Annotated in this window: 29 protein-coding genes; 14 read left to right on the top strand and 15 right to left on the bottom strand. The window is 69.3% G+C overall.

Annotated elements, in window-relative coordinates; translation table 11 throughout:
- The first annotated feature begins 52 nt into the window (after window positions 1–52).
- From G5B46_RS18270 to G5B46_RS18295, 7 genes are all read left to right on the top strand, one after another.
- A complete protein-coding gene (locus G5B46_RS18270) occupies window positions 53–322 on the top strand; it encodes an usg protein (RefSeq protein ID WP_101714085.1) in 270 nt (89 codons plus the stop codon).
- A gap of 59 nt (window positions 323–381) precedes the next feature.
- The gene (locus tag G5B46_RS18275; protein WP_165261151.1) at window positions 382–1,026 is read left to right on the top strand and encodes a phosphoribosylanthranilate isomerase; all 645 of its coding nucleotides are present in this window, start codon (window positions 382–384) and stop codon (window positions 1,024–1,026) included.
- 17 nt (window positions 1,027–1,043) lie between these two features.
- On the top strand, window positions 1,044–2,276 hold the full coding sequence (gene trpB, locus G5B46_RS18280; protein WP_165261153.1) for a tryptophan synthase subunit beta: 1,233 nt from the start codon (window positions 1,044–1,046) through the stop codon (window positions 2,274–2,276).
- A 3-nt stretch (window positions 2,277–2,279) separates the two neighbouring features.
- Window positions 2,280–2,408 (top strand): hypothetical protein, encoded by a 129-nt coding sequence (locus G5B46_RS24750; RefSeq protein WP_276611604.1) that lies wholly within the window; start codon window positions 2,280–2,282, stop codon window positions 2,406–2,408.
- Entirely contained in the window at window positions 2,405–3,232 is an 828-nt protein-coding gene (gene trpA, locus G5B46_RS18285; RefSeq protein WP_165261155.1) for a tryptophan synthase subunit alpha, read from the top strand. The genes G5B46_RS24750 and trpA overlap by 4 nt, the downstream gene beginning before the upstream one ends.
- 12 nt (window positions 3,233–3,244) lie before the next feature.
- Window positions 3,245–4,168 carry an acetyl-CoA carboxylase carboxyltransferase subunit beta gene (locus G5B46_RS18290; RefSeq protein WP_165261157.1) on the top strand — a complete coding sequence of 308 codons (924 nt, stop codon included), beginning with the start codon at window positions 3,245–3,247 and terminating at the stop codon, window positions 4,166–4,168.
- 133 nt (window positions 4,169–4,301) lie between these two features.
- Window positions 4,302–5,618 carry a folylpolyglutamate synthase/dihydrofolate synthase family protein gene (locus G5B46_RS18295; RefSeq protein ID WP_165261159.1) on the top strand — a complete coding sequence of 439 codons (1,317 nt, stop codon included), beginning with the start codon at window positions 4,302–4,304 and terminating at the stop codon, window positions 5,616–5,618.
- A 171-nt stretch (window positions 5,619–5,789) separates the two neighbouring features.
- On the opposite strand, the gene G5B46_RS18300 is transcribed toward G5B46_RS18295, so the two are convergent.
- Window positions 5,790–6,812: a WD40 repeat domain-containing protein gene (locus tag G5B46_RS18300; protein WP_165261161.1), complete on the bottom strand. Its 1,023-nt coding sequence runs from the start codon at window positions 6,810–6,812 to the stop codon at window positions 5,790–5,792.
- Between the two features lie 223 nt (window positions 6,813–7,035).
- On the opposite strand from G5B46_RS18300, the gene G5B46_RS18305 reads away from it, so the two are divergent.
- The 3 genes from G5B46_RS18305 (at window position 7,036) to G5B46_RS18315 (ending at window position 9,139) form a co-directional block, all read left to right on the top strand.
- Window positions 7,036–7,485 (top strand): biopolymer transporter ExbD, encoded by a 450-nt coding sequence (locus tag G5B46_RS18305; RefSeq protein WP_165261163.1) that lies wholly within the window; start codon window positions 7,036–7,038, stop codon window positions 7,483–7,485.
- A gap of 90 nt (window positions 7,486–7,575) precedes the next feature.
- The gene (locus tag G5B46_RS18310) at window positions 7,576–8,208 is read left to right on the top strand and encodes a LysE family translocator (RefSeq protein WP_165261165.1); all 633 of its coding nucleotides are present in this window, start codon (window positions 7,576–7,578) and stop codon (window positions 8,206–8,208) included.
- A 103-nt stretch (window positions 8,209–8,311) separates the two neighbouring features.
- A complete protein-coding gene (locus tag G5B46_RS18315; RefSeq protein ID WP_165261167.1) occupies window positions 8,312–9,139 on the top strand; it encodes an SDR family oxidoreductase in 828 nt (275 codons plus the stop codon).
- Between the two features lie 4 nt (window positions 9,140–9,143).
- Here G5B46_RS18315 and G5B46_RS18320 read toward each other — a convergent pair whose 3' ends face one another.
- The 14 genes from G5B46_RS18320 to coxB all read right to left on the bottom strand — a co-directional run bounded on the left by G5B46_RS18320 (window position 9,144) and on the right by coxB (window position 22,541).
- Entirely contained in the window at window positions 9,144–10,256 is a 1,113-nt protein-coding gene (locus tag G5B46_RS18320; RefSeq protein WP_165261169.1) for a hypothetical protein, read from the bottom strand.
- A gap of 108 nt (window positions 10,257–10,364) precedes the next feature.
- Window positions 10,365–10,685: a hypothetical protein gene (locus G5B46_RS18325; protein ID WP_165261171.1), complete on the bottom strand. Its 321-nt coding sequence runs from the start codon at window positions 10,683–10,685 to the stop codon at window positions 10,365–10,367.
- 16 nt (window positions 10,686–10,701) lie between these two features.
- Window positions 10,702–12,369, bottom strand: coding sequence for a bifunctional diguanylate cyclase/phosphodiesterase (locus G5B46_RS18330; RefSeq protein WP_165261173.1), 1,668 nt, complete (start codon window positions 12,367–12,369; stop codon window positions 10,702–10,704).
- Window positions 12,370–12,415: 46 nt separating this feature from the next.
- Entirely contained in the window at window positions 12,416–12,994 is a 579-nt protein-coding gene (locus tag G5B46_RS18335; protein WP_165261175.1) for a GNAT family protein, read from the bottom strand.
- Window positions 12,995–13,031: 37 nt separating this feature from the next.
- On the bottom strand, window positions 13,032–14,306 hold the full coding sequence (locus G5B46_RS18340) for a pitrilysin family protein (protein ID WP_165261177.1): 1,275 nt from the start codon (window positions 14,304–14,306) through the stop codon (window positions 13,032–13,034).
- Window positions 14,307–14,490: 184 nt separating this feature from the next.
- Window positions 14,491–15,888 carry a threonine synthase gene (thrC, locus tag G5B46_RS18345; RefSeq protein ID WP_165261179.1) on the bottom strand — a complete coding sequence of 466 codons (1,398 nt, stop codon included), beginning with the start codon at window positions 15,886–15,888 and terminating at the stop codon, window positions 14,491–14,493.
- Entirely contained in the window at window positions 15,888–16,574 is a 687-nt protein-coding gene (locus G5B46_RS18350; protein ID WP_165261181.1) for an SURF1 family cytochrome oxidase biogenesis protein, read from the bottom strand. The genes thrC and G5B46_RS18350 overlap by 1 nt, the downstream gene beginning before the upstream one ends.
- The gene (locus G5B46_RS18355; protein ID WP_165261183.1) at window positions 16,567–16,929 is read right to left on the bottom strand and encodes a DUF983 domain-containing protein; all 363 of its coding nucleotides are present in this window, start codon (window positions 16,927–16,929) and stop codon (window positions 16,567–16,569) included. The genes G5B46_RS18350 and G5B46_RS18355 overlap by 8 nt, the downstream gene beginning before the upstream one ends.
- A 78-nt stretch (window positions 16,930–17,007) precedes the next feature.
- Window positions 17,008–17,883: a cytochrome c oxidase subunit 3 gene (locus G5B46_RS18360; protein WP_165261185.1), complete on the bottom strand. Its 876-nt coding sequence runs from the start codon at window positions 17,881–17,883 to the stop codon at window positions 17,008–17,010.
- A gap of 76 nt (window positions 17,884–17,959) precedes the next feature.
- Window positions 17,960–18,613, bottom strand: coding sequence for a cytochrome c oxidase assembly protein (locus tag G5B46_RS18365; protein WP_165261187.1), 654 nt, complete (start codon window positions 18,611–18,613; stop codon window positions 17,960–17,962).
- A complete protein-coding gene (locus tag G5B46_RS18370) occupies window positions 18,594–18,761 on the bottom strand; it encodes a hypothetical protein (protein ID WP_165261189.1) in 168 nt (55 codons plus the stop codon). Before G5B46_RS18370 ends, G5B46_RS18365 begins: the two co-directional genes overlap by 20 nt.
- On the bottom strand, window positions 18,758–19,804 hold the full coding sequence (gene cyoE / locus G5B46_RS18375) for a heme o synthase (RefSeq protein ID WP_165261191.1): 1,047 nt from the start codon (window positions 19,802–19,804) through the stop codon (window positions 18,758–18,760). Before cyoE ends, G5B46_RS18370 begins: the two co-directional genes overlap by 4 nt.
- 101 nt (window positions 19,805–19,905) lie before the next feature.
- The gene (ctaD, locus tag G5B46_RS18380) at window positions 19,906–21,567 is read right to left on the bottom strand and encodes a cytochrome c oxidase subunit I (protein WP_165261193.1); all 1,662 of its coding nucleotides are present in this window, start codon (window positions 21,565–21,567) and stop codon (window positions 19,906–19,908) included.
- A 23-nt stretch (window positions 21,568–21,590) separates the two neighbouring features.
- On the bottom strand, window positions 21,591–22,541 hold the full coding sequence (gene coxB, locus G5B46_RS18385; RefSeq protein WP_165261195.1) for a cytochrome c oxidase subunit II: 951 nt from the start codon (window positions 22,539–22,541) through the stop codon (window positions 21,591–21,593).
- A 371-nt stretch (window positions 22,542–22,912) separates the two neighbouring features.
- Between coxB and G5B46_RS18390 the strand changes: the two genes are divergently transcribed.
- Genes G5B46_RS18390 through tldD form a run of 4 tightly spaced genes read left to right on the top strand, consistent with a single transcriptional unit; the run spans window position 22,913 to window position 26,093 of the window.
- Window positions 22,913–23,239: a PadR family transcriptional regulator gene (locus G5B46_RS18390; RefSeq protein WP_116490190.1), complete on the top strand. Its 327-nt coding sequence runs from the start codon at window positions 22,913–22,915 to the stop codon at window positions 23,237–23,239.
- Window positions 23,236–23,802 carry a DUF1700 domain-containing protein gene (locus G5B46_RS18395; protein WP_165261197.1) on the top strand — a complete coding sequence of 189 codons (567 nt, stop codon included), beginning with the start codon at window positions 23,236–23,238 and terminating at the stop codon, window positions 23,800–23,802. The genes G5B46_RS18390 and G5B46_RS18395 overlap by 4 nt, the downstream gene beginning before the upstream one ends.
- A 9-nt stretch (window positions 23,803–23,811) precedes the next feature.
- Window positions 23,812–24,606 (top strand): DUF2807 domain-containing protein, encoded by a 795-nt coding sequence (locus G5B46_RS18400; protein ID WP_165261199.1) that lies wholly within the window; start codon window positions 23,812–23,814, stop codon window positions 24,604–24,606.
- A gap of 56 nt (window positions 24,607–24,662) precedes the next feature.
- Window positions 24,663–26,093 carry a metalloprotease TldD gene (tldD, locus tag G5B46_RS18405; RefSeq protein WP_165261201.1) on the top strand — a complete coding sequence of 477 codons (1,431 nt, stop codon included), beginning with the start codon at window positions 24,663–24,665 and terminating at the stop codon, window positions 26,091–26,093.
- Window positions 26,094–26,349: the final 256 nt, after the last annotated feature.

Consider the following 26,349-nt stretch of genomic DNA (forward strand, 5'->3'; position numbering starts at 1 on the left):
TGGGCGGACGGTTTTTCGGTGACGCTTAACCGTTGTCGAAAGGTCGCTCTCGATGACTTCCCGCGCGTTCGAACTGCAGATGCTGGGCTACGGCCTGACCACGGCCAACATCTGCTACCACCTGCCCGACCACCCGCACCTGCTGCAGCTCTATGTCTGGCAGGAGTACGACCTGGCCCCCAGGTTCCCCACCCTGAAGGGCTTCCTAGACTTCTGGAGCCGCGAGCTCGACGGGGTGCTGCACTCGGTGCAGGTGGCCCACGACAGGCTGATCGGTCCAGCCGAGTGGAAGGCGGTCAACGGGGTCTTCACCCTGCAGTGAGCCTCGCGGGTTGGGCGGCGGGGGTTGCGCAGCGGGCTTACGCACCGTAACTCCCCCCGATGACCACCAAGGCCAAGATCTGCGGGCTCTCGACGCCGGAGACGGTGAAGACCGCCTTCGACGGCGGCGCGGCCTATCTGGGCTTCGTCTTCTTCGCCAAGAGCCCCCGCAACGTCGAGCCCGAAGCCGCCGCACGGCTGGTCGAGCCTGTTCGCGGTCGCGGCGTGCAGACGGTGGCCGTCACCGTCGATCCCGACGACGCCCTTGTCGACCGGCTGATGGCGACCATGCGTCCCGACCTCATCCAGGTGCACGGCAAGGAGACGCCCAGCCGCGTGCGCGAGATCGCGCAGCGCAGCGGCGTCGGCGTCATCAAGGCCTTCTCGGTCTCCAGTTCCGCCGACGTCGACCAGGCCAGGGCCTACGAGACCGTCGCAGAGCAGTTTCTTTTCGACGCCCGGCCGGTGGAAGGATCCGCCCTGCCCGGCGGCACCGGCGCAAGGTTCGACTGGAGCCTGCTGGAAGGCCGGCGATTTTCTCGCCCGCATTTCCTGGCGGGCGGTCTCGATCCGTGGAACGTGGGCGCCGCCGTGGCCGCCTCCGGCGCCCCGCTGGTGGACGTTTCCTCTGGCGTGGAACGCGGTCCGGGCCTAAAGGACCCGGCTCTGATCACGGCGTTTCTAGACGCCGTCCGACGCGCCTGACCTAATTGGAAACGCCCGTGAACGCTCCTGCCCAAGCTTCTGATCGGCCCAATGACTGGTCCGCCTATCCCGACGCCAAGGGGCGCTTCGGCGAGTTCGGCGGCCTGTACGTGGCCGAAACCCTGATGCCGCTCGTGCTGGAGCTGGACAAGGCCTACCAGGAAGCCAAGAACGATCCGGCCTTCCAGGCCGAACTGCGCGGCTACCTGACCCACTATGTCGGCCGCCCCAGCCCGCTCTATTTCGCCGAGCGCCTGACCCGCCACCTCGGCGGCGCCAAGATCTACTTCAAGCGCGAAGAGCTGAACCACACCGGCGCGCACAAGATCAACAACTGCATGGGCCAGATCCTGCTGGCCCAGCGCATGGGCAAGACCCGGATCATCGCCGAGACCGGCGCCGGCCAGCACGGCGTGGCGAGCGCGACCGTGTCGGCGCGCTTCGGCCTGCCCTGCATCGTCTACATGGGCGCCGTCGACGTCGCCCGGCAGAAGCCCAACGTCTTCCGCATGAACCTCCTGGGCGCCGAAGTGCGTCCGGTGACCTCGGGGGCCGCGACCCTCAAGGACGCCATGAACGAGGCCATGCGCGACTGGGTCACCAACGTCCACGACACCTACTACCTGATCGGCACCGCGGCCGGCCCGCACCCCTATCCGGCCATGGTCCGGGATTTCCAGGCGGTGATCGGGAACGAGACCCGCGAGCAGATCCAGGAACTGGAAGGCCGTTTGCCTGACGCCGTCGTCGCCTGCGTTGGGGGCGGCAGCAACGCCATCGGCATGTTCCACCCGTTCCTCGGCGACGAGAGCGTGAAGATCTACGGCGTGGAAGCCTCGGGCCACGGCCTGGACACCGACAAGCACGCCGCCTCGCTGACCGGCGGGCGTCCGGGCGTGCTGCACGGCAACCGCACCTATCTGCTGCAGGACGACGACGGCCAGATCCTCGACGCCCACTCGATCAGCGCCGGCCTCGACTATCCGGGCATCGGTCCGGAGCACTCGTTCCTGCACGACATCGGCCGGGCCCAGTACCTGACCTGCACCGACGACGAGGCGCTGAAGGCCTTCCAGCTGTGCGCCGAGCTCGAGGGCATCATCCCCGCGCTGGAAAGCGCCCACGCCATCGCCAAGCTGCCGCAGCTGGCCAAGGAGATCGGCGAGGGCGGCGTGATCGTCATGTGCCTGTCGGGCCGTGGCGACAAGGACATCTTCACCGTGGCCGACGCGCTCGGCCGCTCGATCTAACTGATGCAAGAAACCACCCGGAACTGGCTCGTCTGCATCGGCCTCGCGCTGCTCCTCGGGGGTGGCGCGCTGGGCTTTGCGATGCACAAGGGCTGGATCAGTTTCGAAGCCGAGATCAGCACCTGGCCATGACCAAAGACCGCATCGATCGCCGCTTCGCGGCGCTGAAGGCGCAGAACCGCGCCGGCTTCGTCGCCTATGTGATGGCCGGCGATCCCGACGCCGCGACCGCCCTTGAGATCCTGAAAGGCCTGCCGGCCGCCGGCGCCGACCTGATCGAGCTGGGCTTCCCGTTCTCGGACCCGATGGCCGAGGGCCCGACCATCCAGCGCGCCAGCCAGCGCGCCCTGGCCGGCAAGATGACCCTGAACGGCACGCTGGAGCTGGCCCGCGCCTTCCGCGAAGGCGACCAGGACACCCCGCTGATCCTGATGGGCTACCTGAACCCGCTGGTGAACAAGGGCTTCGACGTCTTCGCCAAGGCCGCGGCGCAAGCCGGCGTCGACGGCCTCATCGTCGTCGACTGCCCGCCCGAAGAAGCCGATCCGCTGAGCGACGCGCTGGAGGCCGAAGGCATCTCGCTGATTCGCCTGGCCTCGCCGACGACCGACGAAAAGCGCCTGCCGGCCGTCGTGCGCCGCACCTCGGGCTTCGTCTACTACGTGTCGGTGGCCGGCGTGACCGGCGTCAAGGAAGCCGACGCCGACGCCGTCGCGCCCGCCGTCGAGCGCCTGCGCGCGGCCGCGCAACTGCCTGTGGCGGTTGGCTTTGGCATCCGCACGCCCGAGCGCGCCGCCGAGGTGGCCCGCGTCGCCGACGCCGCCGTCGTGGGCTCGGCGCTGGTGGACGAGATTGAATCAGCGGGCAAGCTGAACGAAAACGTGACCCAAAAGGTTCTTTCCAAGGCGTCGGAGCTGGCTAAGGCTGTGCGATCCGCGCGACAAGAGACGGTGTGAGGCTGTAAGGCTATGGCGATGGCTGAACCCCAAGGCCCGAAGAAGGGCGACAAGACCAAGAGCTCGACCGACCGCCGAGGCGGCTGGCTGTCGCGTATCGCCCCCGGCGTGCGCGGGGCCTTCGCCAAGCGCGAGACGCCCGAGAACCTCTGGGTCAAGTGCCCCGACACGGGCGAGATGATCTACCGCTCCGACCTGGAGGCGGCCCTGTGGGTCACCCCGGCCGGACGCCACATGCGCATCGGTCCCGAGGCGCGCTTCAAGTTCACCTTCGACGAGGGCCAGTACGAGGCCCTGCCGACCCCGTCGGTGGTCGAGGACCCGCTGAAGTTCTCGGACGGCAAGCCCTACAAGGACCGCCTGGCCGCGGCTCGCAAGAGCACCGGCGAGCAGGACGCCATGGCCATCGGCTACGGCAAGATCGCCGGCGTCGACGCCGTCGTCCTGGTCCAGGACTTCGCCTTCATGGGCGGCTCGCTCGGCATGGCCGCCGGTGAAGGCTTCATCGCCGCCGCCAAGGCCGCCCTGCAGCGCCAGGTTCCGCTGGTCGCCTTCACCGCCGCCGGCGGCGCGCGCATGCAGGAAGGCGCCCTGTCGCTGATGCAGATGGCCCGCACCACCCTGGCCATCAACGAGCTGAACGACGCGGCCCTGCCCTATGTCGTGGTCCTCACCGACCCGACCACCGGCGGCGTCACCGCCTCCTACGCCATGCTGGGCGACGTGCACTTGGCCGAGCCGGGCGCCCTGATCGGCTTCGCCGGTCCGCGCGTCATCGAGCAGACCATCCGCGAGACCCTGCCGCCGGGCTTCCAGCGCTCGGAATACCTCGTCGAAAAGGGCATGGTCGACCGCGTCACCGCCCGCAAGGACCTGCCGTCCACCCTCGGCTCGATCCTCGGCACCCTGATGCTGGGCCGTCGCAAGGCGGCTTGAACGAACTGATGCTCCCCCTCCGGGGGGAGCTGTCGCGAAGCGACTGAGGGGGTGCGGCGCAGCCGCCTGGCGGCGGCCCCCTCCACCCCTTCGGGGTCCCCCTCCCCCAGAGGGGGAGGATCTTGGAATCCCCATGACCGACCACCTCCGCGCCCACGACGCCGCGCTGGAGCGCCTGCGGGCGCTGCATCCGCTGAAGATCGACCTGTCGCTGGGCCGCATGCGCCGGCTGTGCGCCGCGCTCGGCGACCCGCAGGACCGCCTGCCGCCGGTGATCCATGTGGCCGGCACCAACGGCAAGGGCTCGACGGTCGCCTATCTGCGCCACATGGCCGAGGCGGCCGGGCTGAAGGTCCACGTCTTCACCTCGCCGCACCTGGTGCGCTTCGTCGAGCGCATCCGCCTGGCCGGCGCGCTGATCACCGAAGAACACCTGGCCAGCGTGCTGGAGCGGGTCGAGGCGGCCAATGACGGCCAGGCCATCACCTTCTTCGAGATCACCACGGCCGCGGCCTTCGTCGCCTTCGCCGAGGTCCCGGCGGACCTGTGCATCGTCGAGGTGGGCCTTGGCGGCGTGCTCGACGCCACCAACGTCATCACCCAGCCCGCCGTCAGCGTCATCGCCCCGATCGACCTGGATCACCGCGAGTTCCTGGGCGACACCATCGAGAAGATCGCCGTCGAGAAGGCCGGGATCATCAAGCCCGGCGCGCCGGCCGTCAGCGCCCGCCAGCAGGACGCCGTCGACGAGGTGCTCGACACCGCCGCCGCCCTGGCCGGGGTTGAGCTCACGCTCATGGGCCGCGAGTTCGACGCCTGGGAGGAGCGCGGCCGCCTGCTGGTGCAGATGGAAGACCGCCTGCTCGACCTGCCCGCCCCCGCCCTGCCCGGCGAGCACCAGTTCGCCAATGCGGGCCTGGCCGTCGCCGCCCTGCTGGCGCTGGACGATCCCAGGATCAATGAGGAGGCCATGGGCCGGGGGATCGCCGGCACGGTCTGGCCGGCCCGCTTCCAGCGCCTGACGGCTGGTCCCTACGCCGAGACAGCGCAGAAGGCGGGCGCCGACCTCTGGCTGGACGGCGGCCACAACCCGCACGCCGGGCGCGCGGTGGCCCGCGCGGTGGCCGATCTGGCGGCCCGCGACGGCCGCCCCGTGGCGCTGATCTCGGGCCTTCTGGCCAACAAGGACGCCGCCGGCTTCTTCGAGGCCTTCCGGGGCGTGGCGACCAAGGTCTTCACCGTCACCTTCGAAGGCCATGCCGCCGCCAGCGCGGCCGAGACGGCCGCCGCCGCCGAACTGGCCGGCCTGCGCGCGGCGGCCTGCGACAGCCTCGACGACGCCCTGGCCCGCGCTCTGGCGTTGGACCCCGTCCCGCACGTGCTGATCTGCGGCTCGCTCTACCTGGCGGGCGAAGTGCTGGAGGCGAGCGAGGAAACCTGGCCCAATTGAGCCCGCCCCCTATCCGCCCGTCATTCCCGCCCTTGTGGCGGGAAACCCTGGTTCGGCGCGCACGTGAAGCGCAAGCGGCGTGCCGAGCACGCCGCCCCATCCGCCCTTGCGGCTGATAGAGGGGTTCCCGCCACAAGGGCGGGAATGACGGGTGGAAAGGCTGCGTGCGCCCTAGAAATTCCGCACCGAGATATCCGGCACGACCAGCACGCCAGCCTCGCCGGTTTCGTCGCCCCAGGCCAGGCGAGAGCCGTCGGCGTTGACCGACAGGCTGGTGATCGGGGCGCCCTTCTCGGCCTTCAGGGTCTCGATGCGGCCCGAGCGCAGGTGACAGGCCCAGATGCGGCCGTTGTCCTGGCCGGCGATCGCCACCGGCAGGGCGTCGACGCCGGCCACCTGCACGACCAGCGAGTCGCGCGAGAAGCCGATCTCGGCGGCTTCCTTGCCCATCGGGCCATTGGCGCCGGCGAACGGCCAGATCACCGCGCCGTTGGCCCCGGCCGTGGCCAGCAGGGCGCCCTTGTCGAGGAAGGCCATGCTCTTGATCTTGGCCGGATAGCCGCCCATCCGCATGTCCTTGCCGTCGCTCAGGCGCCAGCCGTGCAGCTGGTTCTCCTGCATGGCCGAGACCAGGAACTTGCCGTCGGGGCTGTAGACCAGGCCGACGTGGCTGCCGGCCCACTTCATCACCGTCGGCTTCTGGTCGGCGATGCGGCTCCACCACAGCGACACGCCGCCGTAGCCGGCCGCGGCCAGGCGCTTGCCCTTGGGATCGAAGGCCACCGCCGAGACGGTCTTCTCGTGCGCGTAGACGCGGCGGAAATCGGGATCGGCCGTGTCCAGCACGTGCACTTCCTTGCCGGCCGTGAAGGCGATCAGGCCCGAGGCGGCGCTGGCGGCCACGTGCTCGATCCACTTGCCCTTCACCTCGGCCAGCAGGGTGGCCACGACCTCGTCGCCCTCCAGGCGGCTCCAGACCACGCGGCCGTCGTCGCCGCCGGTCACCAGGCCCCGGCCCGACGGGTGGACGCAGGCGGCCAGCGCCGCACCGCCCAGGGCCCCGCCATGGGCCTCGACGGTGACGAAGCCGCCCTCGGCCTCGAATCGGACCGTGCCGTCGCCCAGGGCGAATCCGGCGCGTCCAGCGCGATCGAACAGGGCGGCGGTGACGTAGGCGTCGAAGGAAAAGATCATGCGCGGGGGCTTAGCGCGGCCAGTTTCACAGCGCTAGTCGCGTCTTGCGCGAAGGCTTGAGCGGGAATCCGCCTCCTGAACGCCGTTAGGCCAAAAAGACTCACAAAAGGGGTTGCCATGGCGGCGCGTCCTCGGGCTTTACTTCCGCGCCCGTCTGCGCCAGACGTGGCTTCTAACAATTTCTGGACCGTCCTGGGGGCGGTCCCCGGGAGACAGTCAGGCTATGGCGGCTAAACTTGCTGGCGGCGGCGGCGGTCGCTACTCGCTGAACCAGAATTCCGAAATCAACGTCACGCCCTTCGTCGACATTCTGCTCGTTCTGCTGATCATCTTCATGGTCGCCGTGCCGATGGCCGTGACCTCGATCAAGATCGACCTGCCGCCGGCCGTCCCGCCGCCGCCGAACGCGCCGAAGCCGAAGGAACCGGTCTTCATCTCGATCCAGAAGTCGGGCGCTCTGTTCATCGCGGACAAGCAAACCAGCCTCGACAACCTGCCGATCGACCTGGACGCCTCGTTCACCGCCAAGGGTCAAGCCGGTCCGAAGGACGATCAGCGCGTCATGATCCGCGCCGACGCCGACGTGCTGTATTCGGACTTCATGGGCGTCCTGAACCAGCTGCAGACCGCTGGCTGGTACAAGGTCGGCCTGATCAACGAAGACATCCACTAAGGATCTCTTCGGCGATCGCCGAAAGTATCGAAGGGGCCGGCGGCGAAAGCTTCCGGCCCCTTTTTCGTGCCTGAATGACCGGAGCCCCCGATGCCCGACGCCAAGACCTGGATCGCCTTCAGCCTCGTCTGCCTGGGGATGGCCCTGACGCCGGGCCCCAACATGCTCTACCTGGTCAGCCGGTCGATCTGCCAGGGCAAGTGGGCGGGCATCGTCTCGCTGGCGGGCACGGCCGCGGGCTTCGTGGTCTACCTCGTCTGCGCGGCGCTCGGCATCACCGCCCTCTTGATGGCCGCCCCGATCGCCTACGACATCCTGCGGTTCGGCGGGGCGCTCTATCTGGGCTGGCTGGCCTGGCAGGCGATCAAGCCGGGCGGCCGCTCGCCCTTCCAGGTGCGCGAGCTGCCCAAGGACCCGCCGGCCAAGCTGATGGCCATGGGCTTCCTGACCAACCTGCTCAATCCGAAGGCGGCGATGCTCTATCTGTCGCTGCTGCCGCAGTTCATCGATCCCAAGCACGGGAACGTGCTGTCGCAGTCGCTGCTGCTGGGCGGCAGCCAGATCGCCATCAGCCTGTCGGTCAACGCCATGATCTGCCTGGCGGCCGGAACCATCGCCGGCTTCCTGGCTGCGCGCCCCAGCTTCGCCCTGGTTCAGCGCTGGCTGATGGCCAGCGTCCTCGGCGGCCTCGCCGTCCGCATGGCCACCGAGGCGCGGCGCTAGGCCTCCAGGACTGCTGAGGATCGCTCAGCAGGCCATGGACGAGGCTGCGGCTAATCCCGGCCGCCCGACGGCGCTATGACGCCCTCCTGAGCAAGGAGAGGCCATGAGCCAGGTCATCGTCGTCATCGGGGCCGGCCAGATCGGCCAGGCCATCGCCCGCCGCGTGGGCGTGGGCAAACGCGTGCTGCTGGCCGACATGAAGCCGCAGAACGCGAAGGCCGCCGCCGAGGTGCTGGCCGACGCCGGCTACGAGACCCACGTCGCCACCGTCGACGTCGCCTCGCGGCCGTCCGTCGAGGCCCTGGTCGCCGCCGCCACGGCCCTGGGCGAGGTCAGCGGCCTGATCCACGCCGCCGGTGTCTCGCCCAGCCAGGCGCCGCCCGAGGTGATCCTGAAGGTCGATCTCTATGGGACCGCGCTGGTGCTCGACCTGTTCGGCGCGGTGATCGCGCCAGGCGGCTCGGGCGTCGTCATCGCCTCGCAGTCGGGCCACCGCTTGGCGCCGCTGTCCGTCGAGCAGAACCACGCCCTGGCCACGACCCCGACCGAGGATCTGCTGGCCCTGCCCTTCCTGTCGCCGGACGAGGTCAGCGACCCGCTGAAGGCCTACCAGCTGTCCAAGCGCGGCAATTCCCTGCGGGTGGCCGCCCAGGCCGTGCGCTGGGGCGAGCGCGGCGCGCGCATCAACGCCATCAGCCCCGGCATCGTCATGACGCCCCTGGCCCGCGACGAGCTGACCGGCCCACGCGGCGCGGGCTATCGCAGGATGATAGAGGGCTCTGCCGCCAAACGGGCCGGCACGCCCGACGAGGTCGGGGCGGTAGGCGCCCTTCTGATGGGTCCCGACGGCGGCTTCATCACCGGCAGCGATATCCTGATGGACGGCGGGGTCACCGCCGCCTGGTGGTACGGCGACCTGGCGAAGGGCTGAAGCCTCAGAAGCGGCTCGGATAGGCCCGGGTGGTCGGGCTGTTGTTGTAGCTGGCGGCCGGGCAGTCGACGGCATAGGCGTCGGCCGTCTCGACCATGTGCGCGCCGCGATAGCCGTACGGGTTCAGCGCGCGGCACGACACCGCCCGCTTGTAGACCACCGAGCCGTCGCGGCTGAGCTCGCGCATGAACTGGTCGAACGCCAGGTCGATCAGGCCGCGGGTGGCGGCAAAGCGCCGCGCGGTGCCGTTGAACTCGCCGGAGATGACGTCGCCGGCCGCCACGGCCCGCGTGGCCGGCGCCGGGCCCGCCGCGCCGCTGACGCCCAGGATCGCGCCGCCGGCCAGGATCGCCTCGAGATCGGTGAACCGCCCGCTGGCCGTGCCGACGGCGACGGCCGTGGTGAAGGCCGAGGCCATGCCCGGATCAAACCGGCCCGGACCGTCGATCGCGGCCGCCTGCACGCCGCCGATCACGCCGGCAACGGGCGCCGTCGCGATCGACACCGCCAGTTCCTCGTTGACGTAATAGCCCAGCAGCATGCCGCCCAGCACGCCGCCGACCGGCGCGATGGCCGAGTCCCGGGCGACGCCGATCGGGCCGGCGATCCCCGCCCGCACCATCTCGGGCGTGATCCCCACCCACTGGGTGCGATAGCTGGTCTCGACGGTCTTCTCGACCACCAGCTGGTTGGTGCGCCAGCGCACGAGGCGGAAGGTGATGTGGGCCGAGGCCAGCTTGTCCGTGCCCAGCCACACGTTGGGCCCGCGCAGTTCGTCGAACTGGACGTAGAGCATGTATTCGGCGTCCAGGCGCGGCGCCAGCATGTCGGCGCGCTCCAGGTGGCCCGACAGCTGGTCGAACACCTGCTTGCGGGTCGGACGGGTGGTCATCACCGCGCCGCCGTCGAACCAGCGGAACTCCGGCGCGCCCTGGATCTCCTGGACGGCGATGTTGCGATAGAACGGCCTGGCGGGCGAGGCCTTGGCCACCGCCACCGGCGGCATGGCCGGCTGGCGCAGCGCGCGCATGTCCTCGGAACTGGCGCAGCCGGCCAGCACCAGCGCGGCGCCGCAAAGGGCCAGCGCCGACTTCATGAGCTTGGACGACGTCGCCATGAGAGGTTCCCCGATAAGTCGAGAGACCATCGCGGAACAGTCTTAATGGTTGATTTCCGCTATGGCGGAACAGCGCCAGGTCGAGCGAAAAACGCTCAGCCGCGAGCCTTACGGCGACCCGGCATCCGCCAGTCCCCCCAGCACCGCGAAGGCCAAGAGGCCGCTGAGGACCATCAGGAACGTCCACAGCCGGTAGCGCCAGATCAGGGGGGCGCCCGGGTCGATCGCGCGATAACGTGAACTCACCCGGTTCCAGGTGATTGGATCCCGGTTCACCCCGGTCTCTCTCGGCGCGCCGGGATCGGCGTGGCGATTGACCATGTCGAGAATGGCGGCGACGGCTCGGTTGGCCCGGACGCCGGCGTAGATCGCCAAAGCAAGGCTCAAAATCCCTGCGCCGCAGACGGCCGCGATCAGCAACATGCGCATGCCGCTAGCGCCGCTCTCAGCCCCGCGCCTTCACCGGGGCCGCGCCGTCGACATAGGCCTCGTTCAGATAGACCTCGGCCTCCTGGGGCGAGAGGGCCGGCGCATAGCCGAAGCCCTGGCCGTAGTCGCAGCCGAGCTTCTGCAGCGCATGGGCCATCTCGGCGTTCTCGACGCCTTCGGCCACCACTTCCAGGTCGAGATCCTGGCCCAGCTTGACGACCGAGCGCACGATCTTGGCCGAACCGGCGTTGCCGCCCATGGTGCGCACGAAGTAGCGGTCGATCTTCAGCGTGTCGAACGGCAGGCGCGTCAGGTACGACAGCGACGAGAAGCCGGTGCCGAAGTCGTCGAGCGCAAGACCCGCCCCCGCCTCGCGCAGGGCCTTCAGGATCACGGCGGCCCGTTCGGGGTCGCGCATGATGTCGCTTTCGGTGACTTCCAGCTTCAGCGCGCCGCGCGGCAGGCCGTTCTCGGCCAGCACCTGGGCCACGTCGTGGACAAGGCCCGGACGGTCGATCTCGCCGGTCGACAGGTTGACGCTGACGGTCAGGGCGCCGACGGCCGGGTGGCTGCGGCGCCAGGCGGCCAGCTGCTTGCCGGCGCTGCGCATCATGTGCTCGCCGAGCTCGGCCATCAGGCCCATCTCTTCGATCAGCGGCAGGAACTCGTCGGGCGGCAGCAGGCCGCGGCGCGGATGGATCCAGCGCGCCAGCGCCTCGAAGCCCGACAGGGCGCCGGTCGACAGCCGCACGACGGGCTGGAAATAGGGGATGATCTCGCCGCGGCCGATGGCGCCGCGCAGGTCGGCTTCCAGCGCCAGGCGCGACAGGCCGTCGGTCTCCATCGAGCGGCCGTAGGCGGCGGCCGAGCCGCGCCCGTTGGCGGCGGCGGCCTCGACGGCCAACTCGGCCCGGCGGACCAGCTCGGCGGCCTCCGGCGCGTCCTCGCCGCCCTCGGCCGAGACGGCGCCGATGGTCAGGGTGGGGTGGATGTCGAAGCCGGCGATGCGCAGCGGCTGCTCCAGCGCGGTGCGCAGCAGTTCGGCTGGCTCGTAGCCCTTGGGCTCGCACAGCACGGCGAACTCGTCCTCGCCGACGCGGCCCAGGATCGAGCCTTCGGGGAAGGCGGCGGCCAGGCGCGAGCCCAGGGCGGCCAGGACGAGGTCGGCCCGCTCGTGGCCCAGGGCCTCGTTCAGGCGGCGCAGGCGGTCGAGGTCGGCCACGACCAGTTCGTGCACGCCGTCATGGGTCAGGCGCTCGCGGGCGCGGGCGATGAAGCTGCGACGGTCCAGGAGGCCGGTGAGCTCGTCCTTGCCGGAGGCGGCGAATTTCACTTCCGGGGCGATGACGCCGGCGGCGCGCACGCCCTCCTCCAGCCACACGCCCCGCCAGATGCAGACGCCGCCGCTGCGCATGCGCAGGCGCACGACGATCTCAGCCCCGGCTTCACGCACCCGCAGCAGTTCTTCGGCCTGGGCTCGGTCCTGCGGCAGGGCCAGGGCCCGGAAGGCGGCCGACGAGCATTCGGGAGCCAGGGGCGAGAGGCCCAGGGCCCGCGCCGCGCCGTTGATGCGCAGGCGATCGGCCTCGGGCTCCCAATGCCACAGCGCGACCTCGGCGGCGCCCAGCGCTTCCAGCGTGGTCGTCGCGTCCCAGATGCGTCGCTCGGCAACCTTGAATGACATACCCGTTCCCACGCCGAGAAAGCCGGCGTCACAGCCCGGGCGGTCGCTATGAGGGCGCGATCAACCCGAACAGACGATGATCTCGCCACTCGCCGTTAATTTTGAGATAAGCGCGGGCGTATCCCTCCTCGGAAAACCCGCACCGCGACAACAGGCCCGCCGAGCGCGCGTTGTGCGGCATGCAGGCCGCCTCCAGCCGATGCAGGCCCAGCGGCCCGAAGGCGAAGTCGATCACCGCCTTCACCGCCTCGGTCGTATAGCCCTGCCCCGCATGGGCCTGTCCGCTCCAATAACCCAGCACGCCGGTCTGCGAGACGCCCCGGCGGATGTTGAACAAGCGCACGCCGCCGACGATGGCGTCGTCCTCGCGGCGGAACACGAAGAACGGAAACGCCTCGCCCAGCTCCAGTTCGCGGGCGTAGGCGGCCAGTCGCTGGCGAAAGGCGGTGCGGGTCAGGTCGTCGGCCGGCCAGCTGGGCTCCCAGGGCGTCAGGTAGCCGCGCGAGTCGGCCCGCAGCTGCGCCCACGGCTTGTGATCGGCCAGGCGCGGCAGGCGCAGATAGACCCGCTCGGCGTCGATGCGCGGACCATGGTCGATGCGGAACAGGCGGAGGATGGCGGACAAGAAACGGCTCTTAGCGATATCTCGACACCATCGCGGCTTATCGGCCGGCGAACAACGTCCGCCGGAAGATTTCCCCGGCCGAAAGCGCGGTCTTGGCGCCCAGCACGGCGGTGGCCGCCCGCGCCGGGTCCAGCATGCGCGCGCCCAGGCGGGTGATGTCCTGCGCGGTGACCGCGTCGACCCCGGCCGCCAGTTCGGCGGGCGAGAACAGCTTGCCGAAGGTCAGGGCCTGGCCGGCGTTCTGTTCGGCGCGGGCCAGCGGCTGCTCGCGGGCCATGAACATGTGCGCCTTCAGCTGAGCCTTGCAGCGGGCCAGCTCGGCCGGCTCGATGTGCGCGGCCAGGGCCAGGATCTGCTCGGCGCAGACCTTGGCCGTCTCGGCCGCGTCCTTGGCCGCGCAGCCGGCATAGACGCCCAGGCCGCCGATGTCGGCATAGGTGTCGGCATAGGCGTCGATGTTGTAGGCGAGGCCACGCTTCTCGCGGGCCTCCTGGAACAGGCGCGACGACATGCCCCCGCCCAGGGCCTCGGCGAAGACGCGCAGGGCGAAATAGTCGTCGTCGCGCGAGCCGGCGGCCGGCAGCATCAGCACGATGTGGGCCTGCTCCAGCTTGCGGACCTCGGCGAAGCTCTCGCCGACGAACGGCGCGGGATCGGGCATGGCGACGCCCGGCGTCGCCGGCAGGTCGCCGAACGCCTTCTCGGCCAGGGCCAGGATCTCGGCCTCCTCGACCGCGCCCGTGGCGCTGATCACCAGCCGGTCGGCGGCGTAGAGCGCCGCGCGCCATTCGGAGAGCGCCTGCGGCGTGGCGGCCTCGACGCTGTCGACCGTGCCCAGGATCGGCCGGCCGACCGGATGGTCGCCCCAGGCGCCCTTCTGCAGCAGGTCGAAGACGTAGTCGTCGGGCGCGTCGGCGGCCTCGGCGATCTCTTGGGCGACCACCTGCTTCTCGCGGGCCAGGTCGCCGGCGTCCAGCGTGGGCCGGCGCACCAGGTCGGCGATCACGGCCATGGCCAGGCCCGCCCCGCCCTTCAGCGCCCGCACCTGGAAGCTGGTGCGCTCATAGCCGGTGGCGGCGTTGATCGAGCCGCCCTCGGTCTCGATCACCTCGACGATGTCGCGCGCGCTGCGCCCGCCCCCGCCCTTGAACACCATGTGCTCGAGCAGGTGCGACCAGCCCGAGCGCGCCGGATCCTCATAGCCGGCGCCGCGTCCGGCGACGACGGTGAGGGCCAGGGTCTCGAGGCCGGGCATCGGGTCGCAGACGACACGGACGCCATTGGGGAGCGTATGCAGGGTCGGAAGGCTCATTTCCCTCCGTGTAGCCGCCTAAGCGCGTAAAGGCCACAGATCGAGGAACCTCCCCCTGTGGGGGAGGCGGCCGAAGGCCGGAGGGGGGCCGGTTTCAGCTTCCGACGCGGTGGCCGATTTCACGGCCGCTCCCCCCACCGATCGCTGGCGCGATCGCCTCCCCCACAGGGGGAGGTTCTCTATCTCACTTCCCCGCGAACGCCCGCACGTGGGCCTTCACGGCGGCGGCGTCGGCCGGCAGGCGGTCGAAGCGTTCGGGCTTGGCCGACAGGTCCGGCGCGCCGCGCGGCACGCCCTGGACGACGCCGGTGGCGGCCAGCACGGCCTCGGGGAACTTGGCCGGGTGGGCGGTCGACAGCACCACGACCGGGGTCGTGGGATCCTCCAGGCGCAGGCGGGCGGCGGCGGCCAGGCCGACGGCGGTGTGCGGGTCGACCACCTCGCCGGTCTCGTTGAGGGTCGAGAGCATGGTCTTGGCCGTGTCGGCCTCGCTGACCGAGGCGCCGGCGAACAGCTCGCGCATCATCGCATGGGCGCTGGGCGGGATGTCGAGCGAGCCGGTGGTGGCGAAGCCGCGGAAGGCCCGGCCGGTCTCGACGCCGTCGCGACGCACGGCCTCGAAATAGAGGCGCTCGAAGTTGGAGGCGACCTGGATGTCCATGGCCGGGCTCTGGGTGGCGGCCACCGCGCCGCGGGCGTAGCGGCCGTCCTCGAAGGCGCGGGCCAGGATGTCGTTGCTGTTGGTGGCGGCCACGACCTTGGCGATCGGCAGGCCCAGCTGCTTGGCGACGAAGGCGGCGTAGGCGTCGCCGAAGTTGCCCGTCGGCACGACGAAGGCCACTTCGCGAGCCGGCGCGCCCAGGCTGACGGCGGCGGTGAAGTAATAGACGCTCTGGGCCGCGATCCGCGCCCAGTTGATCGAGTTGACGCCGGAGAGATCAACGGCGTGACGGAACTGGTCGTCCTGGAAGGCCTGCTTGACGATGGCCTGGCAGTCGTCGAACGAGCCCTGCACCGAAACGCACGACACGTTGGCGTCTTCCGCCGTCGTCATGAACCGGCGCTGGACCTCGCTGATCCGGCCTTCGGGGAAGAGCGCGACGATGCGGGCGTTGCTGCGGCCGCGGAAGGCCTCGACGGCCGCGCCGCCGGTGTCGCCCGAGGTGGCGCAGATGATGGTCATGGTCCGCGACTGGCGCGACAGCACGTAGTCGTAGAGGCGGCCCAGGAGCTGCATCGCAACGTCCTTGAAGGCCAGGGTCGGGCCGTGGAACAGCTCCAGCAGGTAGCGGTTGGCGGCCAGCTGCTTGATCGGCGTCACGGCCGCGTGGGTGAAGCTGGCATAGGCCTCGTCGCACATCTGGGCCAGGTCGTCGGCCGGGATGTCGTCGCCGACGAACTTGCCGAGCACGGCGGCGGCGACCTGGGCGTAGGTCTTGCCGGCGAAGGCGGCGATCTCGTCGGCCGTGAAGGCCGGCCACGCCTCGGGCACGTACAGGCCGCCGTCCGGCGCGAGGCCCGCGAGCACCGCGTCCAGGAAACCGATCGAAGGGGACTCGCCCCGGGTCGAGACGTAGCGCATCAGGATCTCATCTTCCGCCAGAGCATGGCGGCATAGATAAACAGCAGGGTTACGGCAAGACCAAACCACGTAAGCGCGTATTCAAGGTGCCGATTGGAAATTTCTGCCGGCAGCGGCGCAGGGGTCACGCCGGCGACGGCGGGCGTGGCGGTCTCGACCATCAGGATGTGCGAGGCGGGCTTGTCGGCGGCGAAGCCGGCCAGGGCCTTGTCGCGATCGCCGCCCAGCGCCTTGGGGGCCATCAGCACGCCGACCACATGGGCCGGCGCGGCGAAGGTCTGGGCCTTGGGCTGGACCTGGCCGCTCAGGGCGTCGACCAGGCCAAGGTCGAGCAGAATGACGCCATGGGGGCCGGCCAGGCGGCACGCGGCCATGGCCCGCCAAACCATGTCGCCGTCGCGCACGCCGTAGACCAGCGGCAGCGGCGCGGTCGCGCCGGGCGCACAGTCTGTGGCCACACGCACGAAGTCGACGTCCTGGCCCTTGTCGGCGCGGGCCAGGACCTGCGCCAGCGGCGCGGCCGGCGCGGTCTTCAGCGTCTCGATCCGCGCCAGCAGGTCCTGTTTCCAGGCCAGGCGCTTCACCTGCCAGGCTCCCAGGCCACAGAGGATGGAGAAGGCGATCAGGGTGGCGATCGTCAGGACGATCGGGAAGCGGGCCTTCCTGGCGGCAGAGGCCTCAGACATCGTCGCGCCCCGCTTGCGAAGCCTTGTTGGCGATCTGGGCGGCGACCATCAGGCCCTTGGCCGGCCGCATCAAGACGAGGCACGCCAGCAGGGTCAGCGGCAGCCAGACGACCAGCAGCAGCCACACCGGCCAGTTCCAGGCGAACATCGAAAACAGCGCCCCGAACGCGCACAGCGCGCCGGCGATCAGGATGACGAAGGTCGCAGCCCCGTCGCCGCTCTCGAGCTTGGACAGATCATAGCCGCAGGCCTCGCAGCGCTGGGCCACCTTCAGGAAGCCCTCGAACAGGAAGCCCTCGCCGCAGACGGGACAGCGCCCGGCGGCGCCGGCGGCGTAGGGATTGGTCTTGGGCATGGCGGTCCCCGCAGACGCTGGAAACGAAAAAGGCCCGGAGCGCGATCGGCGCTCCGGGCCCTTCGATAGTCGGTGACCCTAGTGCGCCGAGGCGCCGAAGATCACGTAGATGAAGGCGAACAGGAACAGCCAGACCACGTCGACGAAGTGCCAGTACCAGGCGGCCGCTTCGAAGCCGAAGTGCTGCTTGGGCGTGAAGGCGCCGTTCATCAGGCGGATCAGGCAGACGATCAGGAACAGCGTGCCCACGAACACGTGGAAGCCGTGGAAGCCGGTGGCCAGGAAGAAGGTCGAGCCGTAGAGGCCCGAATTGGCGGCCGCTTCGCTGTAGAACAGGTTCTCGTGGTTGATGTGGGCGTACTCGTAGACCTGGATGCAGGTGAACAGCGCGCCCAGCAGGATGGTCAGGATCAGGCCCCACTTGGCGCCCTTGCGGTCGCCTTGCTGCAGGGCGTGGTGCGACCAGGTGATGGTCGTGCCCGACAGCAGCAGGGTCAGGGTGTTGACCAGCGGCAGGTGCCAGGGCGAGACGGTCTCGACGCCGGCCGGCGGCCAGCTGGCCCAGGCCGTGCGCACTTCCTCGATGCCCGAAAGCGTGCGGTGGCCGTGGAACAGGGCCATCTCGAAGAAGATCCAGAACCACGCCACGAAGAACATCACTTCCGAGGCGATGAACAGCACCATGCCGTAGCGCAGGCCGATCGAGACGACGGGCGTATGGTCGCCGGCGTTGGCTTCCTGGATGACGTCGCGCCACCAGCCGAACATCGTGTAGAGCACGCCCGCCAGGCCGGCGGCGAACAGCCACCACTGGCCCTTCTCGATGCCGAACACGCCGCCCTTGATCCAGGCGATCAGGCCGATGGCCATGACGGTGGCCGCCATCGAGCCGACGAACGGCCACGGACTGGGCGGCAGGATATGGTAGTCGTGTTTGACGGCGCCGTGGGCCATGTGTTGCGAACCCTCTGATTATTTGAAGTACGCGTCGCGTAGGTCCCCCAAGGCCCGCGCACTCCCTTGTGGATTGCTATAGTCCCTTGGACGGTGTTCCGCCAAGTGGTTGAACGATGCGCGGCGTCGCGTCGGCCTGCTTGCCGCCATCGTCGCCCTCCACCGCCCGGAAGAAGGTGTAGGACAGGGTGATCTCGGACTTGCCCTTGGTCTCCGGATCCTCGGCGAAGCGGGGATCGACGAAGTAGACGACCGGGAACTCGATCGTCTGGCCCGGCTCGATCGTCTGGTTCGAGAAGCAGAAGCACTCGATCTTCTGGAAGTAGGCGCCGGCCTGCTCGGGCACGACGTTGTAGATCGCCCGGCCGGTCTGGGGCTTGTCGCTGTTGTTGGTGACCTTGAAGAAGGCTAGGCCCGACGCGCCCAGCTTGATGTCCTGGCTGACCTGCTCGGTGGTGAAGGTCCACGGCAGGTCGCGGATGTTGGCGTCGAAGCGGACGACGACGCTCTTGTCCAGCACCTTGGTCGGGGCGGCCTCGGCCCGGCGCACCGTGCCGTCGAAGCCGGTGACCTGGCAGAACAGCTTGTAGAGCGGCACCGAGGCGTAGGCCGCGCCGATCATGCCGGCGAAGGCGGCCACGCAGATCAGCGCCACGCGCTTGTTGCGGCGGCCTTGCGCGCTGTCGCCGGCCTTCACCGCCGGCTTCCGATCAGAACCGGTTTCCGACATTGGCGCCGAGCCTCACCAGGGTGACCACGAAGACCAGGGCGACGAAGGCGACGAGACCCAGCGCCAGGGCGATGTTGCGGCCGTTGCGGGCCTTCAGCGCCTGGTCGGCGTCGGGCTTTGCGGAAACGGTCTTCTTCGGATCGGTCAAAGCGGAAGCTCCAGGGCCCGGACGCCGATCATGGCCTCGGCCAGCAGGGCGGCGAACAGGGCGAACAGATACAGGATCGAGAAGGCGAACAGGTTGCGGGCGTCCTTGGCCCCGCCCACCGGCGGCGGACGCTTGCCCGGCTCGGCCTCGGGGGCCGGTTCGGCCGCGGGGGCCTGCACCTCGTAGAGGGCGCGGTCGGCGGCGCGCGGATCGGCCGCGTCGCCGGCGTCGCTGCGGAACACGCGCCAGGCCAGGATCAGGAACACCGCGCCGCCCAGGGCCGAGACGGCCAGGTAGAGCGGGCCGCCCAGGCCCGTGGCCGCCGGCGCCAGGCAGACGGGGATGAAGACCAGGCTGTAGAGCAGGATCTGCTTGCGGGTCTCCTTGGCGCCCTTGACCACCGGCAGCATCGGCACGCCGGCCTTGGCGTAGTCAGTGCTGATGTAGAGCGACAGCGCCCAGAAGTGCGGCGGGGTCCACAGGAAGATGATCAGCACCATCAGCCAGGCGTTCAGCGGCGCCGAGCCGCTGGCGGCCGCCCAGCCGATCGCCGGCGGCAGCGCGCCGGCCAGACCGCCGATGACGATGTTCTGGGCCGTCCAGCGCTTGAGCCACATGGTGTAGACCACCGCGTAGAACACGATGGTGAAGGCCAGCAGGCCCGCGGCCAGCCAGTTGATGGCCATGCCCATCAGCATGACCGACAGCAGGGAAAGCACCACGCCCAGGGTCGCGGCTTCGGAGCCCTCGACCAGGCCGGCCGGCACAGGGCGGCCGCGCGTGCGGCGCATCTTGGCGTCGATGTCGGCGTCGTACCACATGTTCAGGGCGCCCGAGGCCCCAGCCCCGACGGCGATGCACAGCACCGCCACCGCGCCCAGCAGCGGGTGGATGTGGGTGCGGGCGGCCACAAGGCCGGTCGCGGCCGTGAACACCACCAGCGACATCACGCGCGGCTTGAGGAGCTGGAAGTAGTCCTGCCAGCGCGCCGCGCGAACCGTGTCGGCGGGCATGTCGGGCGAAAGGACGGCGGGCTTGGCCATGGGAATCTTGAGTCTTCGAACAGTGTCTTGATGGGCGAAGGGCGCGGGCCGGACTGCCTGTCCGATCCGCGCCCCCCGCGCTTACGCTATCTTACCAGAGTTCAGTGGTGATCGTCGGCCTTGATGACCGGCGGCTCGCTGAACTGGTGGAACGGCGGCGGCGAGGACAGGGTCCATTCCAGCGTGGTGGCGCCTTCGCCCCACGGGTTGGCCTCGGCCTTGCGGCGACGGATGGCCGCCTCGAGCAGCACCAGCATGAAGACGCCGACGCCGAGGACGGTGATCATGTAGCCCACCGACGAGACGTAGTTCCACTTCGCGAAGGCGTCCGGATAGTCGACATAGCGACGCGGCATGCCGTCCAGGCCCAGGAAGTGCTGCGGGAAGAACACCAGGTTCACGCCCACGAACATGATCCAGAAGTGGGTCGCGCCGAGGAACTCGTTGTACTTCACACCCCACATCTTCTCGAACCAGTAGTAAAAGCCGGCGAAGATGGCGAACACGGCGCCCAGGCTGAGCACGTAGTGGAAGTGGGCCACCACGTAGTAGGTGTCGTGCAGGCTGTAGTCGATGCCGGCGTTCGACAGGACCACGCCGGTGACGCCGCCGACCGTGAACAGGAAGATGAAGCCGATCGCCCACAGCATGGGCGTCTTGAAGCTGATCGAACCGCCCCACATCGTGGCGATCCACGAGAAGATCTTCACGCCGGTCGGAACGGCGATGATCATCGTCGCGGCCACGAAGTAGGCGCGCAGGTTGATGCTCATGCCGACCGTGTACATGTGGTGGGCCCACACGATGAAGCCGACGAAGCCGATGGCGACCATGGCGTAGGCCATGGCGAGGTAGCCGAACACGGGCTTGCGGGAGAAGGTCGAGACGATGTGGCTGATGATGCCGAAGCCCGGCAGGATCAGGATGTACACTTCCGGGTGACCGAAGAACCAGAACAGGTGCTGGAACATCACCGGGTCGCCGCCGGCGGCGGGGTCGAAGAAGTGGGTGCCGAAGTTGCGGTCGGTCAGCAGCATGGTGATGGCGCCGGCCAGCACGGGCAGCGACAGCAGCAGCAGGAAGGCGGTGATCAGCACCGACCAGGCGAACAGCGGCATGCGGTGCAGGGTCATGCCCGGCGCGCGCATGTTGAAGATCGTGGTGATGAAGTTGATCGCGCCCAGGATCGACGAAGCGCCGGCCAGGTGGAGCGACAGGATCGCCAGGTCCATGGCCGGGCCGGTGTGGCCCGAGGTCGACAGCGGCGGATAGATCGTCCAGCCGCCGCCGAAGCCGTGGCCCGGGCCGCCGTCGACGAACATCGAGGTGCACAGCAGGATCCAGGCGGCGACCAGCAGCCAGAACGAGATGTTGTTCATCCGCGGGAAGGCCATGTCCGGCGCGCCGATCATGATCGGAACGAACCAGTTGCCGAAGCCGCCGATCATGGCGGGCATGACCATGAAGAAGATCATGATCAGGGCGTGGGCGGTGACCACGGCGTTGTAGCCGTGCTTGCCCTTGAACACGCCCCACTCGGCCAGCAGGCCGGTCTCGGAGAAGATCTGGATGCCCGGGTGCATCAGCTCCCAGCGGATCAGGCCCGACAGGGCCCCGCCGACGATCCCGGCCATGATGGCGAACAGGATGTAGAGGGTGCCGATGTCCTTGTGGTTCGTCGAGAAGAACCAGCGCTGGAAGAAGGGCGGCTTGTCGTCGGCCCCGTGGCCGTCGTGGTGATCGATGTCAGCGGCGTGAGCCATCGGACTGATATCCTAAAGCGTTCTTAGGCCGCCGGCGCGGCGGCGGGGGCCGCGGCCGGAGCGGAAGCGGGTGCGGCCGGAGCAGCGGCGGGCGTGGCGGCGGGCGCGGCCGCCGGAGCGGCTTCGGCGGCGGCCGGGGCGGCGGGCGCCTCGGCCGGAGCCTTGGACTTCACCCACGCGTCGAACTCGGCCTGCGTGACGACCTTGATCTCGATCGGCATGAAGGCGTGGTCGATGCCGCAGAGCTCCGAGCACTGGCCGTAGTAGGTGCCCACCTTCTCGGCCTTGAACCAGGTTTCGTTCAGGCGGCCCGGGATGGCGTCGGTCTTCAGACCAAAGGCCGGCAGGGCGAAGGCGTGGATCACATCGGCGGCGGTGACCTGCACGCGCACCACCTGGTTGACCGGCACGACCATCGCGTTGTCGGCGGCCAGGCGATAGAGGCCGTGCGGCAGGCCCTTGGCCGCCACTTCTTCCTCGCTCAGCACCTTGGAGATGATCTCCGGCACCTTCTGGTCCGGATACTCGTAGCCCCAGTACCACTGATAGCCCGTGGCCTTCACGGTCATGTAGGGCTTGGGCATGTCGTTGTACTTGAACAACAGCCGGAACGAGAAGATGGCGATGATCATCAGGATCAGCACCGGCACGATCGTCCAGATGATCTCGATCGTGGTGTTGTGGCTGAACTTGGCCGGAACCGGGTTCGCCTTCCTGTTGTAGCGGATCATGATCCAGACCAGCAGGCCCAGGACCAGCAGGGTGATCGCCGTGATGATCGGCAGCAGAACCCAGTCGTGGAACCAGATGGCATCGTGCTTGAGCACGGATGCCGCGGGCTGGAGGGCGATGCCCCCCGGCGTCGGCTGACCCAATAGGTCTTCGGCGAAAGCCTGGCCCGCAAACGTCGTCATGACGGCGGCGGCTGCGAAGCCCAACCCTTTCCGTCCCATCCCCTGAACTTGTGCCTTCATTTCCCTCTCGGCCCGTTACGGCGGCGACCGGCTGTTACTCAGCCGTATCCCCGCGCCGACATGCACAATACGACCGGTTACGCGGACTTATGCAATCGACTTGAAACGGTCGAAAGCACTCCCCCCACGGCGCCGGCCGGTCGCAGGCGTGCTTACGCGCTTCAATCCCTGTTGCCAAGCACCCGAAACCACACGCAGCACAGGGGAATCGCGTCAGTTGCGAAGCATTCTCAATAACTTCGCCGATTTCATCCACACGACCACGAGGCGAATCACGTCGATCCTCGAACATTGATAACTTGTAATAACAGCTACCTTGCATAACACACTACCTGGCCGTACAAGGTTCTCACGAACAGGAAACGAGAGCCGTGCCTGAAGCCATCGAAACCCAACTGAAGAAAGGCGTGCTGGCGCTGTGCGTGCTGGCCCTGCTGTCGAAGGCCGACAGCTACGCCTACGAGATCGCCAGCCAGCTGGCCAAGGACATCGACATGGGAGAGGGGACCATCTACCCGCTGATGCGGCGTCTGCAGTCCGACGGCCTGGTCGAGACCTATCTGGTCGAGTCGACCAGCGGCCCGCCCCGCAAATACTACCGCCTCACCGCCGCCGGCCGCGACAGCTTCGCCGCCCAGAAGAGCGAATGGGAAGCCTTCGCCAAGGCCGTGAACGACATCCTGGGAGCCGCCGCATGACCCGCGCCGAATTTGTCACCCGCCTCAAGCGCGGCCTGGCCGGACTGCCGGTCACCACCATCGCCGACGCCGTGGCCGACTACGAGGCCCACTTCGACGACGCCGCCGCGGCGGGCCGCACCGAGGCCGAGACCGCCGCGGCCCTGGGCGATCCCGACCGCCTGGCCCGCGAGCTGCGCGCCGAAGCGGGGTTGAAGCGCTGGGAAGAGACCAAGAACCCGTCGGCCGCGGCCGGCGCCGTGTTCGCGGTGCTGGGCCTGGGCGCCATCGACATTCTTATCCTGCTGCCCATCCTGATGGGCGTGATCGGGGCGCTGTTCGGCTTCTTCATGGCCGGGATCGGCATCTTCATCGCCGGCGGCTTCGTGTTCTCGGCCGGACCGTTCATGGACCCGCCGGGCGGCGCGGCCGTCGCCCTGCTGGGCGGCATCGGCCTGATGGCCGCGGCCACCGCCCTGACCGCCGTCACCGGCCTGGTGACCGTGGGCCTGGTCAATCTGCTGGTCTGGTACGGCCGCCTCCACTACCGGCTGCTGAAGCCGGCCATCGAACCGCAAGCCTGAGGTCGCGCCATGATCCGCAACCTGACCATCATCGCCGTCGCCAGCTTCGTCCTGGCCGTGGCCTGCCTCGGAACGGCCTTCGCCATCGGCGGCCGCGACATCGCCAAGCACGGCTGGACCTTCCCGGCCAACGTCCACATCGAGGACGACGACGGCCGCGTCACCATCCGCCGCAACGGCGACCTGACGATCGAGGACCACGGCCCCAACACCAGCCGCCAGATCGCCTGGACCGGCGGCGAGGCCCTGCGCGTCGACCTGCCGGCCCGGGTGATCTTCACCCAGGGCGAGGCGGCGGGGATCACCGTCGAGGGCCCCGAAGGCCTGGCCCGCCGCGTGGTGCTGACCGGCGATCGCCTGCACTTCGACGGCGACGGCGAGGGCCGCGGCTTCCGCATCGATCGCCACGGCCTGCAGACGTTCGCCGGCCACGACGACCTCGTCATCCGGGTCACCGCCCCGGGCGTGCGCAAGTTCACCCTCAACGGCTCGGGCGACCTCGACATCCAGTCCTACGACCAGCCGGAGCTGTCGTTGACCCTCAACGGCAGCGGCGAGGCCTACGCCTCGGGCAAGACCGGCAAGGTCGACCTGCGCATCGCCGGCTCGGGCGAGGCCGAACTCAGCGCGCTGACGATCACCGACGCCAAGGTCGCGATCGCCGGCAGCGGCGAGGCCAAGCTGGGCCCGACGGGCGAGGCCGACGTCCATATCGCCGGCAGCGGCGACGTCACCCTGACCGAGCGCCCGGCCAGCCTGTCCAAGTCGGTCGCCGGCTCGGGCGAGGTCAACGAAAGCTGGTGAGCGATCCGGGGGCGGAGGGAGATGACGCGGGGCCTGCAAGCGCCTACCTTACAGGAATGACCGCTCCTCTCTCCGCCCCTTCCCTGCTGGACGCCGCCGGCGTCGATCCGCAACGCGCCCGCGCCATCCTCGGCGAGGCCCTGGCCGGGGCCGACGACGGCGAGCTGTTCCTCGAACGGTCCGAGAGCGAGGCCTTCGTCTTCGACGACGGGCGCCTCAAGACCGCCTCCTACGACAGCGGCGAGGGCTTTGGCCTGCGCGTGGTGGCCGGCGAGACGGCCGGCTACGCCCACGCGTCGGAGATCTCCGAGGCCGCCATCGGCCGGGCCGCCTCTTCCGCCAGCCTGGCCAAGCGCGGCTATGCCGGGATCTCGGCCGAAGGCCCGCGCGCGACCAACGAAAAGCTCTACGGCGAGGACGACCCGGTCTCCTCGCCCGCCTTCTCCGACAAGGTGTCCCTGCTGCAGGAGATCGACGCCTTCGCCCGCCAGCGCGACCCGCGCGTGGTGCAGGTGCTGGCCAGCCTGGCCGGCGAGCGCCGCGTGGTCGAGATTCTGCGCGCCGACGGCAAGCTGATCCGCGACGTGCGCCCGCTGGTGCGCCTGAACGTCCAGGTCACCGTCGAGAAGGACGGCAAGCGCGAGGCCGGCTCGTCCGGCGCCGGCGGCCGCGCCGGCTTCTCGGCCTGGATCAGCCCCGACAAGTGGCAGGGCCAGGTCGACGAGGCCCTGCGCATGGCGCTCGTGAACCTCGACGCCGTCGCCTGCCCGGCCGGCGAGATGGACGTGGTGCTGGGCCCGGGCTGGAACGGCGTGCTGCTGCACGAGGCCGTCGGCCACGGCCTGGAGGGCGACTTCAACCGCAAGGGCATCAGCGCCTTCTCGGGCCGCATAGGCGAGCGGGTGGCCGCCAAGGGCGTCACCGTGTTCGACGACGGCTCGATCCCGGGCCGCCGCGGCTCGCTGACCATCGACGACGAAGGCACGCCCACCGAGCGCACCATCCTGATCGAGGACGGCATTCTCGTCAGCTACATGCACGACCGCATGTCGGCGCGCCTGATGGGCATGGCCGCCACCGGCAACGGCCGCCGCCAGTCCTACGCCCACATGCCCATGCCGCGCATGACCAACACCGGCATGCTGGCGGGCAATGACGACCCGGCCGAGATGATCGCCTCGATGAAAAAGGGCCTCTACTGCGCCAATTTCGGCGGCGGCCAGGTCGACATCACCAACGGCAAGTTCGTCTTCCAGTGCACCGAGGCCTACCTCGTCGAGGACGGCAAGATCACCGCCCCGGTCAAGGGCGCCACCCTGATCGGCGACGGGCCCTCGGCCCTCACCCGCGTGACCATGATCGGCAACGACTTCGACTTCGATCCCGGCATCGGCGTCTGCGGCAAGGCCGGCCAGGGCGTGCCCGTGGGCGTGGGCCAGCCCAGCCTGAAGATCACCGGCCTGACCGTCGGCGGCACGAACATCTGATCCGGCCCCCTCTCCCCTTGCGGGAGAGGGTGGCCTCCCGCAGGGAGGTCGGGTGAGGGGTCGGAAACCCTCTCCGCTTCGACTTGCGGCTCGACCGGGCGCGGCTGTCAGGATCTGAGAGCCCCCTCATCCGTCGGCTTCGCCGACACCTTCTCCCGCAAGGGGAGAAGGATGAAAAATGGACGGATTGGTCCATTCCTGTCCGTTATTTAATCCACATTTCAAGCTTGTAACTTTCCCTCCCGGCGACCAAAGG

The sequence above is a fragment of the Caulobacter sp. 602-2 genome, from assembly GCF_011043625.1.
GTDB lineage: Bacteria > Pseudomonadota > Alphaproteobacteria > Caulobacterales > Caulobacteraceae > Caulobacter.

Excerpts from the sequence above, each read along its gene's own strand:
- G5B46_RS18270 (WP_101714085.1), top strand. The coding sequence starts at position 53 with ATGACTTCCCGCGCGTTCGAACTGCAGATGCTGGGCTACGGCCTGACC.
- G5B46_RS18275 (WP_165261151.1), top strand. The coding sequence starts at position 382 with ATGACCACCAAGGCCAAGATCTGCGGGCTCTCGACGCCGGAGACGGTG.
- G5B46_RS24750 (WP_276611604.1), top strand. The coding sequence starts at position 2,280 with ATGCAAGAAACCACCCGGAACTGGCTCGTCTGCATCGGCCTCGCGCTG.
- trpA (WP_165261155.1), top strand. The coding sequence starts at position 2,405 with ATGACCAAAGACCGCATCGATCGCCGCTTCGCGGCGCTGAAGGCGCAG.
- G5B46_RS18290 (WP_165261157.1), top strand. The coding sequence starts at position 3,245 with ATGGCGATGGCTGAACCCCAAGGCCCGAAGAAGGGCGACAAGACCAAG.
- G5B46_RS18295 (WP_165261159.1), top strand. The coding sequence starts at position 4,302 with ATGACCGACCACCTCCGCGCCCACGACGCCGCGCTGGAGCGCCTGCGG.
- G5B46_RS18300 (WP_165261161.1), bottom strand. The coding sequence starts at position 6,812 with ATGATCTTTTCCTTCGACGCCTACGTCACCGCCGCCCTGTTCGATCGC.
- G5B46_RS18305 (WP_165261163.1), top strand. The coding sequence starts at position 7,036 with ATGGCGGCTAAACTTGCTGGCGGCGGCGGCGGTCGCTACTCGCTGAAC.
- G5B46_RS18310 (WP_165261165.1), top strand. The coding sequence starts at position 7,576 with ATGCCCGACGCCAAGACCTGGATCGCCTTCAGCCTCGTCTGCCTGGGG.
- G5B46_RS18315 (WP_165261167.1), top strand. The coding sequence starts at position 8,312 with ATGAGCCAGGTCATCGTCGTCATCGGGGCCGGCCAGATCGGCCAGGCC.
- G5B46_RS18320 (WP_165261169.1), bottom strand. The coding sequence starts at position 10,256 with ATGGCGACGTCGTCCAAGCTCATGAAGTCGGCGCTGGCCCTTTGCGGC.
- G5B46_RS18325 (WP_165261171.1), bottom strand. The coding sequence starts at position 10,685 with ATGCGCATGTTGCTGATCGCGGCCGTCTGCGGCGCAGGGATTTTGAGC.
- G5B46_RS18330 (WP_165261173.1), bottom strand. The coding sequence starts at position 12,369 with ATGTCATTCAAGGTTGCCGAGCGACGCATCTGGGACGCGACGACCACG.
- G5B46_RS18340 (WP_165261177.1), bottom strand. The coding sequence starts at position 14,306 with ATGAGCCTTCCGACCCTGCATACGCTCCCCAATGGCGTCCGTGTCGTC.
- thrC (WP_165261179.1), bottom strand. The coding sequence starts at position 15,888 with ATGCGCTACGTCTCGACCCGGGGCGAGTCCCCTTCGATCGGTTTCCTG.
- G5B46_RS18350 (WP_165261181.1), bottom strand. The coding sequence starts at position 16,574 with ATGTCTGAGGCCTCTGCCGCCAGGAAGGCCCGCTTCCCGATCGTCCTG.
- G5B46_RS18355 (WP_165261183.1), bottom strand. The coding sequence starts at position 16,929 with ATGCCCAAGACCAATCCCTACGCCGCCGGCGCCGCCGGGCGCTGTCCC.
- G5B46_RS18360 (WP_165261185.1), bottom strand. The coding sequence starts at position 17,883 with ATGGCCCACGGCGCCGTCAAACACGACTACCATATCCTGCCGCCCAGT.
- G5B46_RS18365 (WP_165261187.1), bottom strand. The coding sequence starts at position 18,613 with ATGTCGGAAACCGGTTCTGATCGGAAGCCGGCGGTGAAGGCCGGCGAC.
- cyoE (WP_165261191.1), bottom strand. The coding sequence starts at position 19,804 with ATGGCCAAGCCCGCCGTCCTTTCGCCCGACATGCCCGCCGACACGGTT.
- ctaD (WP_165261193.1), bottom strand. The coding sequence starts at position 21,567 with ATGGCTCACGCCGCTGACATCGATCACCACGACGGCCACGGGGCCGAC.
- coxB (WP_165261195.1), bottom strand. The coding sequence starts at position 22,541 with ATGAAGGCACAAGTTCAGGGGATGGGACGGAAAGGGTTGGGCTTCGCA.
- G5B46_RS18395 (WP_165261197.1), top strand. The coding sequence starts at position 23,236 with ATGACCCGCGCCGAATTTGTCACCCGCCTCAAGCGCGGCCTGGCCGGA.
- G5B46_RS18400 (WP_165261199.1), top strand. The coding sequence starts at position 23,812 with ATGATCCGCAACCTGACCATCATCGCCGTCGCCAGCTTCGTCCTGGCC.
- tldD (WP_165261201.1), top strand. The coding sequence starts at position 24,663 with ATGACCGCTCCTCTCTCCGCCCCTTCCCTGCTGGACGCCGCCGGCGTC.